This window comes from Brevundimonas sp. AVps7, from assembly GCF_058681545.1.
This window is the reverse complement of record NZ_CM178742.1, coordinates 2,341,800-2,354,089: the sequence shown is the minus strand read 5'-3', so window position 1 is coordinate 2,354,089 and position 12,290 is coordinate 2,341,800. Positions and strand designations below refer to the sequence as shown.

Sequence of the window (12,290 nt, the reverse complement as noted above, 5' to 3'; positions counted from 1 at the left end):
CGGGTTCGAACCCGTTTGTCAGGCTCGCGCGTGCGGACGCGGCTCTAGCGAGCCCCGTGGTCCCCGGCGACCGCCGGCTGGCCCACCGTGGCCGTGACCTCGACCGGCGCGGCGGTGGCGAATGCAAGGGTCAGGGGCACGGTGTCGCCGGTCTTCAGCGGCTCGGTGACGCCCATCAGCATGATGTGGTTTCCGCCGGGCGCGAGGGCCACGGCCTCTCCGGCCGGCAGGGGCAGGCCTTCCTCCAGCTCCCGCATCATCATCATATTGCTCTCCATCCGCATCTCGTGGACCTGGGCCAAGGCAGCGGCGGGGGAACTGATCGACACGAGGGTGTCGGCGGCAGGAGCCGTCAGGGTGAGGTAGCAGCCCGTGACCTGGCGGCCTGTCGGCGTCGGACGGCAGATCGCGTCGGTGACGACCACCGGACCGGCGGCTTCGGCCTTTCCGGACGAGGCGGGCTGGCCGCAGGCGGCGAGGGTCAGCGTCGAAAGGACGGCAAGGGCGGAGGCGCGGATCATGGAATGTCCTTTCATGTGACGGCAAACCGGGAGCGGAAGGCGAACCGGACCAGTCGGTCCAGAGCGACAGCGACGACCAGGCTGAGACCGGTCAGGGGATACAGGATCGCGAGCGGCAGAACGATGGCCAGCGCCGCGATCTTTGCGCGGGGGCCAGGCGGAGCCACGGTAGCGGCCAGCCGACCCTTCGGCCGGCGCTTCCACCACATGACGATAGCGCTGACGCCGAGCAGCCAGACGGCGATGCAGCCGCCCAGCATGACATAGCGGTTCACCCCGCCGTACTGCCGGCCCTCATGCACGGCGATGCCCCATTCGAAGGCCTTGGCCCCGATCCCGAACTGGCCGTAGCGGACATCGGCCTGGACCGATCCTGTGGCGGCGTCGACATAGAGGATTCGGGTGTCCTCGACCTGCTGGACGACGCGTGCGGCCGTATAGGCCAGCGTCGGGCCCGTCGGGCCCGTCGGGATGGAGACGGTGTAGGGACGGGCCAGTCCCCGGGCATCGGCCGTAGCGACGACGGCGGACAGGCGGCCGGGGCCGACGGCGTCGGGCGTGGGCATGACCATTCCCTCCATCGTCCAGCCGACTCCGACCGGGGCGTCCTGATGCTCCGCATGGGCGAAGGCGGCCGAGGCGGCGGGCGGCTTCGGACGGCCCAGGCCGTGGTCTTTCACATAGGCCATGTACTGATCACCCCAGAAGGCGGACCACGGCATGCCGGTGACGGCCAGGAAGGCGATGACGGCGCCGGCATAGAGACCCGTGACGGCGTGCAGGTCGCGCCAGAACGGACGCCTCGCGGGGTCTGACTTTCTGACGGCGACGACGCCGACGTTCCGGCCCCGCGGCCACCACAGGAACAGTCCCGTGGCGACCAGGATGATGGCCCAGCCCGCGACGATCTCGACGACATAGTTGGCCCAGCTTCCGAGCAGGATCAGGCTGTGCAGTCGTTTGACCGTCTCCATCACGCCGCCGAAGGACGTCGTGCCGATCAGGCGGGCGTCGTGGGGATCGACGAAGGCGGTGCGCTTGCCGCCGTCCGGCAGGGTGACGGTCAGGCGGACGGCCTCGTCGGTGCTGGCCGGCAGCAGGACGTTGGCGACCTTGCCGCCCGTGCCAGCCTCGGCGGCGGAAACCCAGCGGTCAGGCGATGTGACAGCGGCCCGGGCCTCGACGTGGGACAGGGACCGATAGGCCATGCCGTCGATCTCGGTCTTGAACAGATAGAGGCCGCCCGTGAGAGCCATCAGCATCAGGACGGGCAGGACCAGCAGGCCGGCGTAGAAATGCCAGCGCCAGACTGTGCGGTAGGCGCCCGAGAGGAGGCCTGGAGCGGCCGAAGCCGCTCCCGGGTTGTCGATGCCGGACATCACAGTGCGAACCGCAGGCCGACGAAGGCCGACACGCCCTCGCCCGGCCAGAAGACGGCGGTCGAGGCGGTGCGGGCGTCCGTCACGGCGCTGAAGTTTGAGACGTAACGCTTGTCCAGCAGGTTGCGGGCGTCGACGAACAGACTGGCCCGCTCGTCGAGCGTGTAGCCGAGCCCCAGGTTCACGACGGTGTAGCCGGGCGCCTTGAGGGTGTTCATGTAGTCGACCCAGCTGTCTGAAGGCGTCCACTCGACCGAGGGGGCGACGAACCAGCCGGCCGGATGATCGTAGCGAAGTTCGGCGCGGTAGAGATGCGGCGGAACGAGCGGCAGGTCGTTGTCGCCATAGACCTTGTCACCGTCGAAGGCGAAGTCCGACAGGGTGTAGGTCTGACGCAGTCTCCAACCCGGCGCGAACCGCCAGTCCAGGCCGGCCTCGATCCCCTGGTGGATCGCCTTTTCGGCATTGAAGGTCGCCGCCGGGATGCCGAGCGCCGGATTGACGACGAAGTTCAGCAGTTCGCCGTCCAGATTGGCCCGGTAGACCGCGACGTCCCACGAGAACTGCGCCGTGCGGCCGCGCAGGCCGGCCTCCCAGGTCCAGGCTTCCTGGGCCTCGACCGGGGCGAGACCGCCGACCGTGGGCGACAGGGAGCCGAAGTTCGCGGGTTCGACCGAACGGGTCACATTGGCATAGGCCTGGGCGCCCGACGCGCTCTCCCACAGGATGCCGACGCGCGGGGCGAACCAGTCGTAGTCCTTGCCGGTGGTGAGGTTGAAGGTCGTCCCGACCCCCGGCAGGGCGAAGTTCTGATAGTCGCGCTCGGCCCGACCCCAGGCGCCGCCGGCGACCAGGGCGAGGCTGTCGGTGACGAACAGCCGCCCCTCGGCGAACAGATCGAGCGCCGCGGCGTTCTGGCGGGCCTTGGCCGTCCGGGCGCCGCTGGAGCCGCGCACATTGACGAACTGCTGGGCGTCCAGATCGCCGACCCGATACCAGACGCCGCCGAAGGCGTCGGCGCGCAGGCCGAACAGTTGCCCTTCCCAGTCCAGACGGCCGAAGGCGCCGTAGTTCCGGCTCTGCTGGTCGATGACCTGGAAGATCGGGTGATGCAGGTCTTTCCAGGTGCCGTAGACGGCGCCTTCGAACAGCAACCCGGGCGACAGCCGCCAGCGGGTGGAAAGCGTGGTCCGGGCCGAGGCGTAGTCGCGCTGATAGTCGTTGGCGACATTGGCGGCGGCGGCCATGACCGGGGTGTTCAGGGCCTGCGCCAGGGTCAGGGCGCCTGGAATCTGCTGATGGATATAGGCGCCCTGCACGATCAGCCGGGCCTCGCGGTCCTCGCCGAAGGTGCGGCCGATGTTGGCGGTGATGTACTGCTGCTGACCGTTGGAGTTCTGGCGCCAGCCCTCGGCCGTCGCGCCGGTCACGCCGATGAAGCCGTCCCAGTCACCGCGGACGCCGCCGACCTCGGCGTGCAGCCGACCGGTTCCCCAGGAGCCGAAATCGGCGCGGAGGCTGGCGGTCTCGCCCGAGATCCGCCCGTTGGGGGTGACCAGATTCACCGCCCCGCCCAGCAGGGCCCCGCCGAAGCGCAGGGCATTGCCGCCCTTGTAGACCTCGGTGAACCGGGCCAGCAGCGGATCGACCATCTGCACGTCGCCGAAGCCGTCCGCCTCGTTGAACGGGATGCCGTCCTGCGACACGAACAGGCCGCGCAGATGGTTGGCGTTGCCGATGCCCGAGCCCCGGATCGAGATACGAACGTCGCCGCCCCACTTCTTCTGCGCATAGACCCCGGGCACGTCGCGAAGGACGTCGGCCATGTTCGGGGCGTAGCGGGTGTCGAGACTTTCCGCCGAGACGACGGCGACGGCGCCGGGCGTGCGCGACAGGCGGCGGCGCGCCTCGGCGACGACGGGCGGGTCTTCGGGATTGCGCGCGCCGGTGACGATGACCTCTCCAAGGTCCGTGGCGGCATCGTGGGCGATGGTCTGGGCATAGGCGGGAGCGCTCGCGGCGGCGAGCAACAGCGCCAGCGGCGCTGCGGTAGACTTGAACAACATGGGATTTCCTGAATCAGGGACAGGCGAACGCGCAGCCGGTCAGGCGCGCGTGGCGACGGTGTCGGTCTGGTTCAGGCCTGGGGCGGGGCGGTCGAGGGCGGGCGCGGCGGGCCGCGCGCGGGCGGCGGGGCGGCTTCGTGCTGGAGGACGAAGATCGAGGCCGGGCGGACCACCGCACCACGCAGGGGCGTCAGTTGCGGCGGGTCGGGGAGGGCGACCGCGAAGGCGAGGACGCAGGCGGCGCATTTCGCCCCGGCCATGCCCTTGCCCGAGCCCTGTTCGCCATCGACGCCGATGGCGATGGTCTGGGGGCCCTCGGTCGAGCAGATGACCATGGGGTGACCGGGCGTCGAGGCCGCCAGGGCCGCGAACGGCAACAGGCTTCCGAACACGATGGCGAACGTCGCGGCCAGGAAGGCCAGCGAACGCACGGTCGACCAGGATTCGGCCTGAGGACGGGTCACGGGGCGGCGATAGCGGACGATAGGGCCGCTGTGAAGCGCGGCTATTGGTCCTTCGCCGCCTGCGCCGCCTGACGCGGGCTGAACTTCGGCGCGGGGGCCAGGCGCATGACCTCGCCCTGGTAGCGTTCGTCCTCGCCCTTGACCGCGAACGGCAGGGCGTCGGCGCAGGCGTTCAGCAGGGCCTCCAGCCAAGGCTGCTCGGCCTTGTGGAAGTCGCCGAGGACGTGGGGCATGACCAGTTGCGGCTCGCCGGGGTGGCCGATGCCCATGCGGGCACGGCGGAAATCGGCGCCGAGCTGGCTGATGAGGCTGCGCACCCCGTTCTGTCCCGCCGCCCCGCCGCCGGTCTTCATGCGGAAACGGCCGGGAGCCAGGTCGATCTCGTCGTGGAAGACGATGATGTCCGCGGGCGGGATCTTGTAGAAGCGCGCCGCCTCGCCGACGGCGTTGCCCGAGTTGTTCATGAAGGTCTGGGGCTTCATCAGCAGGATCTTCCGACCCTCGATCTCGCCCTCGGAGATCACCGACTGGAACTTCGCCCGGTCGGAGCCGAACCGCCACCGACGCGCGATCTCGTCCACGGCCATGAAGCCGATGTTGTGGCGGTTCTTTTCGTATTTTGCGCCCGGATTGCCCAGGCCGGCGATGATGAGCATGGCGCTATCCGGAAATGAAAACGGCCCCGTCCGTCGCCGGAGGGGCCGTTTCCGAAAGAGAGGATCGGTCGATCAGCCTTCCGACGTCTCGCCGTCTTCTGCAGCGGCTTCGTCGCCCTGTTCGGAGGCGGGAACGTCACCGGCCTCGATGGCGGCGGCGGCCTGTTCCTCGGCGATGGTCTCTTCGTCATGGGCGGCCGAGATGGCGGCCGACGAGGTCTTGATCGAGGCGATCACGAAATCGCGGTCGGTGATGGTCGGCTTGACGTCCGAGGGGACCTTGATGTCCGACCAGCGGATGGTGTCGCCCAGCTTGTGGCCGGCCAGGTCGACGACCAGGTCTTCCGGGATGTGGTTGGCGGGGACCAGGATCTCGACCGAGTGACGGACGATCTCGAGCGAGCCGCCCTGACGGAAGGCCTTGCACTGGTCTTCGTTGATGAAGTTGACCTGAACCTCGATCTTGATCGTGGCGTTCTCGTCGACGCGCATCAGGTCGAAATGCAGCGGGCGGTCCGACACCGGGTCGAACTGCACGTCCTTGGCGATGACCGACTGGGTCTCTTCGCCGTACTTCAGCGTCACCAGGTGGCCCAGCAGCTTGCCGGTGTACAGGTTCTTGCGGAAGTCCTTCTCGTTGACCGAGATGGCGACGGGGGCCTTGTCGCCGCCGTACAGGATGCCGGGGACAGCGCCCGAGCGACGGGCGGCGCGTGCGCCGCCGGTGCCGGTGTTCTCGCGGACATCCACGTTCAGAATGATCTCGGCCATCTGGCTCGCCTCAACAACAAAAACGCCTGCGCAGACCAAAGCTGCCCGCGCGGCGGGGTCATGGACCCTCGAATTCAAGAGCGCGGGTCATTACACGCAAGAGCCCGCGTGTGCAACCGCGTCTGAACGCTGATGTCAGTTGGGCGCCGGCGAGGTCGCCGCAAGCGAGGCCGTCGCGGCCTCTACAGCGACGCCCGTGGGGGCCGGCGTGACGCCTGCGGTGGCGATCGTCGGGTCCACGGCGACGGGAATCGTCGCCGCCGTCGCGCAGGTCGCCAGGTCGCGGACGATGTGGCGGCCGACGCAGAACATGTCTTCGTAGCTGGGCCGCGAGGCGGCCAGGCACTGGAACAGGTTCAGCTTGGACATATCCAGACAGAACTGGGCATTGGTCTCGATCGACAGGGCCTCGGTATTGGCGCGGGCGTCATCGCCGGCCGCGCCCATGGCCGCCAGGGCCGCAATGGCCAGGGCATTGACGACGGCGGGCGTGTAGGGCGGCGCATGGCTGGCGGCGGGCAGGTTCAGCCCCGTTCCGCTGTTGGCGGCGGTGAACAGGCGCGCGGATTCCTCGGCCGAAGGCAGCATCTGGCCGGCCGAGATGGTCTTGGCCGTCTCCAGCCGGACTTCGCGATTCGGGATCGGCGTGACGGCCCAGCGGCGGCGCGGGTCGTTGCGCTCCTGGATCGTGTAGGCGTCCTGTTCCACCGCATCGGCGACAGCCGTCAGGGCGGCGATGTCCTGACCCAGGGTCGAAATGATCAGGCCGGCGGCCACGTTGGCGCCCGGCAGATTGGCGGCGTAGGCCGGGTCGCGGATGATGTTGGCGATCACATCGGCCCGCTGCTGCGGATCATTGGCGTAGGTGCGGACGCCCGCGACGAACTCCGGCGACTGCAGGGCCAGGATGGAGGCGTAGGCGATCATGCCGCGCGACAGGGTGGCGGGATCGTAGGCCGCGCCCTTGCGCATCGCCGCCTGGATGGACTCCGCATCCGGGAAGCCGGCCTGGATCGTGCCGACGTCGCGGATGAAGGTGACATAGATCGACGCGGCCTGGGCCACGCCCTCGTTCAGGGTCACAGCCGGGGGCGGCGGGGGCGGCGGAGGCGGCGGTGGCGGGGCGACGACGACCGGTTCAGGCGTGCTGCACGAGGCCAGGATGGCGGCCGCTACTGCGGCGGCGATAGCGAGGCCGCGACGCGGAAGGGCCAGACGCATGGTGATTTTCCCCACAAGGATGCAGCGGCGCTCTCCCGGCGCCGTAGTCATGTCAGCCTATAAGCCTTCCCCAAGGTTTTCCGATCGTTAATCACGGCCGACCGATCAACTCTCCGGCGCCTCGCGGACAGGCTTCAACCGTTGGGGCCAGAGTTCAAACGCTGGGTCGTGGTCTGTCCGGGCGGGGGGGCGACGGGGGCGGGCCGGGATGCGGGCGGCGGCGTCGGCGCGGCCCGGAGCGGCGTCGGCACGATCGAGGGCTCCGGCGGAGTCGAGGGTTGAAGCGGCTCCGGCGTGATCGCGGGCGAGCGCGTCGGGGCAGGGCTGCGGTTGCCGCTCTGGGTCGGGTTGCCCACGGTAATGATCGCGGCCGGCAGGGCGGCGCCCCGCGCACAGGTCGACAGGTCCCGGATCACATGGCGCCCCAGGCAGAACATGTCCTCATAGGTCGGGCGAGCGGCCGCCAGACACTGGAACAGGTTCAGCTTGGAACTGGCCAGACAGTCCTGGCTGGCGCGGTCGTACTGCAGGGCATCGGTGTTGGCCCGCGCGTTGTCCCCGGCGGCCCCCAGGGCCGCGAGGGCGGCCATGGCGATGGCGTTGGTCACCGACGGGGCATAGGGCGCGCGCCGCGTTCGGCCGGCCGTTACACCGAGGCCTGATCCGCTGTTGGAGGCGGCGTACAGGCGGGCGGTCTCGGAGCCTGAGGGCGCGACAGGCCGCGACAGGTCCTTGACGGCCTGCAGCCGGCCCTCTCGGTCAGGCGGGGTAGCGCGGCCCCAGCCGTTCCGCTGATCGCCGGTGTACTGGATGTTGTAGGCGTCGCTCTCGACCGAATCGGCGGCCGAACTGAGCGCGACGATGTCGGCTTCCAGCACCGACATGACGAGGCTGGCGGCAGCCTCGGCGCCGGGCAGCGTCGAGGCGTACTCAGGATTGGCGACGATGCGGTCGATGATCTGGTGCCTTGCGGAGGGCTCGGCCCCGGCCTGACGGACGCCCGAAACGAACTCCGGCGACTGCAGGGCCAGGATGGAGGCGTAGGCGACCAGGCCGCGTGAAATCTGGTTGGCGTCGTAGGAGGCGCCGCGACGCAGGGCCGCCTGCACCGCTGCGGGGCTGGCGAATCCGCCCCGTATGGTCGCCATGTCGCGGGTGAAGGTCAGGTAGACGGCCGCCGACTGGGCCACGCTGTCGTTCAGGGCGACCGGAGGCGGCAGGCGGGCGGCGATGGCTGCGGCCTCCTGCGCCGCTGCGATCGATGCGACCCGCATTTCCTCGGCCTGCAGTTCCGCCCGGCTGGGACCACAGCCTGTCAGCAATCCCGCGACGGCGAGGGCGACCAGGGCCGGGCCCTGGTTACGGAAGGAAAGGCGCATTGAGAGTCCCCGAAATCTTGCCGTGACTGAAACTTTCAGTCCGGCGGTTTTGAGGCAAGGCCAGCGACGTTTTCGTGATCAGTCGAACAGTTTCGAGACCGATTCCTCGTTGGCGATCCGGCGGATGGCCTCGCCGATCAGGGGGGCGACCGGGACCGTCCGGATTTTCGAACACGACAGCACCTCGTGCGGCTGCTCGATCGAATCGGTGATGACCAGCTCTTTCAGCGGGCCGTCGGTGACGCGCTGGACCGCCGGGCCCGACAGGACGCCGTGACTGATGTAGGCCGAGACCTCCGTCGCGCCCGCCGCGATCAGGGCCTTGGCGGCGTTGACCAGGGTGCCGCCAGAATCGACGATGTCGTCGAACAGGATGCATTCGCGCCCTGCGACGTCGCCGATGATGTTCATGACCTCGCTCTCGCCCGCCTTGGGGCGGCGTTTGTCGACGATGGCCAGATCGACGTTCAGACGCTCGGCCAGCGACCGGGCGCGCACCACGCCGCCGACATCGGGCGACACGATCATCAGATTGCCGCGCGTGTAGCGATCCCTGATGTCGTTGGCCAAAACCGGCGTGGCGACCAGGTTGTCGGTCGGAATGTCGAAGAAGCCCTGAATCTGGCCGGCGTGCAGGTCCATGGTCAGGACCCGGTCGGCGCCGGCGCGGGTGATCATGTTGGCGACCAGCTTGGCCGAGATGGGCGTGCGGCCGCCGGTCTTCCGGTCCTGACGCGCATAGCCGAAATAGGGCATGACGGCCGTGATGCGCCGCGCCGAGGCCCGGACCAGGGCGTCGATGCAGATCAGCAGCTCCATCAGGTTGTCGTTGGCCGGATAGGAGGTCGACTGGATGACGAAGACGTCTTCGCCCCGGACGTTTTCCTCGATGACCGCGAACACCTCGTTGTCGGCGAAGCGTTTCACCTGGGCCTTGGTGAGGGGCATGTCGAGGTGATCGGCTATGGCCTGGGCCAGAGACCGGTTCGAGTTGCCAGCGAGCAGCTTCATCCGGTCATCCTTTCGCCGTCATCGGGCCGCCAATGACGTCAGTTCCGTACTGGCGCGCTCTTTAGCAGTGCGTGGCCTCGTATCAAGCCGTGATTGCCCTTATCCGGCGCATGGCGCGTTGCGAACGCCGATGTTAGAGAACGCGATCTTGATACCCGGCGAGCCCCAGGGCCCCGTCCGGGCGGCGTGTGATGAGGTTCCAGGTTGCCGACTTCCTTCCAGTCTTCGTCCGTTTCGCGCCCGGTTGGCGTTGTCCTGATCGCCCTGGCGGCGGTGTTGACGCTGTCGGCCTGCAACGGCGGTCAGAATCGTCCGCGCCTTGCCTATGAGGAGCGGCCGGTCGAGCTGCTCTACAACACCGGATACGAGCGGCTTCAGCGCCACCGCTGGGCCGACGCCGTCGACTATTTCCAGGAAGTCGAGCGTCAGCACCCGTACTCGGAGTGGTCGCGTCGCTCGATCCTGATGCAGATCTACGCCTACTACCAGAACGGCAACTACCAGGAATCGATCGCTGCGGCGGACCGGTTCATCCAGCTGTTCCCGGGCAGCCCTTCGGCCGCCTACGCCTTCTACATGCGCGCCACCTGCCACTTCGAGCAGATCGTGGACGTGGGCCGCGACCAGAATCAGGCCGAACAGGCGCTGACCGGTCTTCGCGACGTCGCCCGCCGCTATCCCGGTTCGTCCTACGCCACCGACGCGACCGTGAAGATCGACATGGTCAACGATCAGCTGGCCGGCAAGGAAATGAACATCGGCCGCTACTACCAGCGCGCCAACCAGCCGCTGGCCGCCATCGGCCGCTACAAGGCCGTCATCGACAACGAGGCCTTCCAGCGCACCTCGCACACGCCCGAAGCCCTGTACCGTCTGGTCGAGGTCTACCTGACGCTGGGTCTGAAGGACGAGGCTGAGCGCAATGGCGCCGTGCTCGGCTTCAACTATCCGGGCAGCCCTTGGTACGCTGAGGCCTACGCGCTTCTGACCGAGGATGGCCGCCAGCCGGAGACCGCTCCGACCGCCGAGCGTGAAAGCTGGCTGCGACGGATCATTCCGGGCTGACCGTTCCCCGCCTGTTCTGGTCTAGAGTGTCGGCGATGCCGAATCGTTTCGCCCCATGCTGACCAGTCTTTCGATCCGCGACGTGGTGCTGGTCGATGTCCTCGACCTTGAGGTCGATCAGGGCCTGACCGTGCTGACCGGCGAAACCGGGGCGGGCAAGTCGATCATCCTCGACGCCCTTGGCCTGGCGCTCGGCGGACGCGGGGAGGCGGGGCTGGTCCGCTCCGGCGCCAAACAGGCCGTGGCCACCGCCGTCTTCACCGCCCCCGACGATGCCGACCTGATCGCGCTCATCGAGGAGAAGGGGTTCGACGTCACCCCAGGCGAAGATCTGATCCTGCGCCGGGTCCTGTCCGCTGACGGCCGCAGCCGGGCATACGTCAACGATCAGCCGGCCGGGGTCGCGGCCCTGCGAGAGATCGGCGCCCGCCTCGTCGAGGTGCACGGCCAGCATGAGACCGTGGGCCTGCTGGACTGGAAGACCCATCGCGGCCTGCTCGACGCCTACGGCGGTCTGGCGCCCCAACTGGGCGGGGTCGCCGCCGCGTCCGAACGTCTGAAGGCCGCCGAGGCGAAGCTGGAGGGCCTGCGCGCCGCCGCCGCCGATGCCGCCGCGCGCGCCGAAGAGATCACCCTGAACCTCGCCGATCTGGACGACCTCGACCCGCGCGAGGACGAGGAGACCGAACTGGCCGGCGAACGCGCCGTGCTGGGCGCGGCGGAGAAGGCGGTGGCGGATCTGGCCGACGCCCGAACCAATCTGGGCGGCGACAAGCTGAGCCAGAAACTGTCCGCCGCCCTGCGCGCCGTGGAGCACGCACGTCAGCGCGCGACCCAGGCCGGCGTCGAGGCCGATCACCCCGTGCTGGTCCGCCTGACCAGCGCCGCCGAGGCCATCGACCGCACCATGGTCGAGGCCGCTGAGGCCATCGCCGAGGTCGACGCCGCCGCCAACGCCTTCGACTTCGAACCCGGCCGTCTGGACAAGGCCGAGGAGCGGCTGTTCGCCCTGCGCGCCGCCGCCCGCAAGCTGAACACCACCGTCCACGCCCTGCCGGCCCTGCGCATCTCTCTGCGCGAACAACTGCGCCTGATCGAGGACGGGGCGGAGGCCATCACCAACGCCGCCCGCGACGCGGCCGTCGCGCGCGAGACCTATGACGTCACCGCCAGCCTCCTGAGCTCAGGCCGGGAAGCCGCCGCCGACCGGCTGTCCAGGGCCGTCATGGAAGAACTCGGACCGCTGAAGCTGGACCGCGCCCGCTTCCGTGTGGCGCTGGAACCCGTGGCCGAGGGGCGTCGTGGCCCGCTCGGCGTTGAAACCGCCCGCTTCGAGATCGCCACCAACGCCGGCACGCCGTTCGGCCCGCTGGACGCCATCGCCTCGGGCGGCGAACTGGCGCGCTTCGCCCTGGCCATGAAGGCCGCGCTGGCCGGGCGCGAGGATCAGCGGCAGCCGGTCATGATTTTCGACGAGGTCGATCAGGGCGTCGGCGGCGCCGTGGCCGAGGCGGTGGGCCAACGGCTGAAGCGCCTCTCGAACGGCGCCCAGGTTCTGGTCGTCACCCACAGCCCCCAGGTCGCGGCGCGTGGCCACGCCCACTGGAAGGTCAGGAAGGCCGACGCCGCCGGGGTCACCACCACGACCGTCGATACGCTCAGCCCCGACGCGCGTCAGGAAGAGATCGCCCGGATGCTATCGGGCGCCACGGTCACCGAAGAAGCCCGCGCCGCCGCCCGTTCCCTGATCGGCTAGA

10 protein-coding genes and 1 pseudogene are annotated in these 12,290 nt (G+C 69.1%); 2 read left to right on the top strand and 9 right to left on the bottom strand.

Translation table 11 applies throughout. The features are described 5' to 3' along the window. Window positions 1-44: 44 nt before the first annotated feature. The 9 genes and pseudogenes from ACW17Y_RS11730 to ACW17Y_RS11690 all read right to left on the bottom strand — a co-directional run bounded on the left by ACW17Y_RS11730 (window position 45) and on the right by ACW17Y_RS11690 (window position 9,468). Complete coding sequence (locus ACW17Y_RS11730; RefSeq protein WP_492035881.1) at window positions 45-521, bottom strand: copper chaperone PCu(A)C; 477 nt, start codon at window positions 519-521, stop codon at window positions 45-47. Between the two features lie 11 nt (window positions 522-532). Continuing rightward, entirely contained in the window at window positions 533-1,900 is a 1,368-nt protein-coding gene (locus ACW17Y_RS11725) for a PepSY-associated TM helix domain-containing protein (RefSeq protein ID WP_492035880.1), read from the bottom strand. Next, entirely contained in the window at window positions 1,900-3,966 is a 2,067-nt protein-coding gene (locus tag ACW17Y_RS11720; protein WP_492035879.1) for a TonB-dependent receptor family protein, read from the bottom strand. The genes ACW17Y_RS11725 and ACW17Y_RS11720 overlap by 1 nt, the downstream gene beginning before the upstream one ends. A 71-nt stretch (window positions 3,967-4,037) precedes the next feature. Next, the gene (locus ACW17Y_RS11715) at window positions 4,038-4,430 is read right to left on the bottom strand and encodes a DUF2946 family protein (protein ID WP_492035878.1); all 393 of its coding nucleotides are present in this window, start codon (window positions 4,428-4,430) and stop codon (window positions 4,038-4,040) included. Between the two features lie 41 nt (window positions 4,431-4,471). Next, entirely contained in the window at window positions 4,472-5,086 is a 615-nt protein-coding gene (gene pth / locus ACW17Y_RS11710) for an aminoacyl-tRNA hydrolase (protein ID WP_492035877.1), read from the bottom strand. A gap of 186 nt (window positions 5,087-5,272) precedes the next feature. Then, a pseudogene (locus ACW17Y_RS11705) lies at window positions 5,273-5,857 on the bottom strand (50S ribosomal protein L25/general stress protein Ctc); the annotation flags it as partial. Between the two features lie 135 nt (window positions 5,858-5,992). Further along, a complete protein-coding gene (locus ACW17Y_RS11700; RefSeq protein WP_492035876.1) occupies window positions 5,993-7,078 on the bottom strand; it encodes a hypothetical protein in 1,086 nt (361 codons plus the stop codon). 134 nt (window positions 7,079-7,212) lie between these two features. After that, window positions 7,213-8,457 carry a hypothetical protein gene (locus tag ACW17Y_RS11695; RefSeq protein ID WP_492035875.1) on the bottom strand — a complete coding sequence of 415 codons (1,245 nt, stop codon included), beginning with the start codon at window positions 8,455-8,457 and terminating at the stop codon, window positions 7,213-7,215. A 78-nt stretch (window positions 8,458-8,535) separates the two neighbouring features. After that, the gene (locus ACW17Y_RS11690) at window positions 8,536-9,468 is read right to left on the bottom strand and encodes a ribose-phosphate pyrophosphokinase (protein ID WP_492035874.1); all 933 of its coding nucleotides are present in this window, start codon (window positions 9,466-9,468) and stop codon (window positions 8,536-8,538) included. A gap of 204 nt (window positions 9,469-9,672) precedes the next feature. Between ACW17Y_RS11690 and ACW17Y_RS11685 the strand changes: the two genes are divergently transcribed. Then, window positions 9,673-10,533: an outer membrane protein assembly factor BamD gene (locus ACW17Y_RS11685; RefSeq protein WP_492035873.1), complete on the top strand. Its 861-nt coding sequence runs from the start codon at window positions 9,673-9,675 to the stop codon at window positions 10,531-10,533. 55 nt (window positions 10,534-10,588) lie between these two features. Then, window positions 10,589-12,289, top strand: a complete 1,701-nt coding sequence (recN, locus tag ACW17Y_RS11680) for a DNA repair protein RecN (RefSeq protein WP_492035872.1) — start codon at window positions 10,589-10,591, stop codon at window positions 12,287-12,289. Window position 12,290 lies beyond the last annotated feature (1 nt).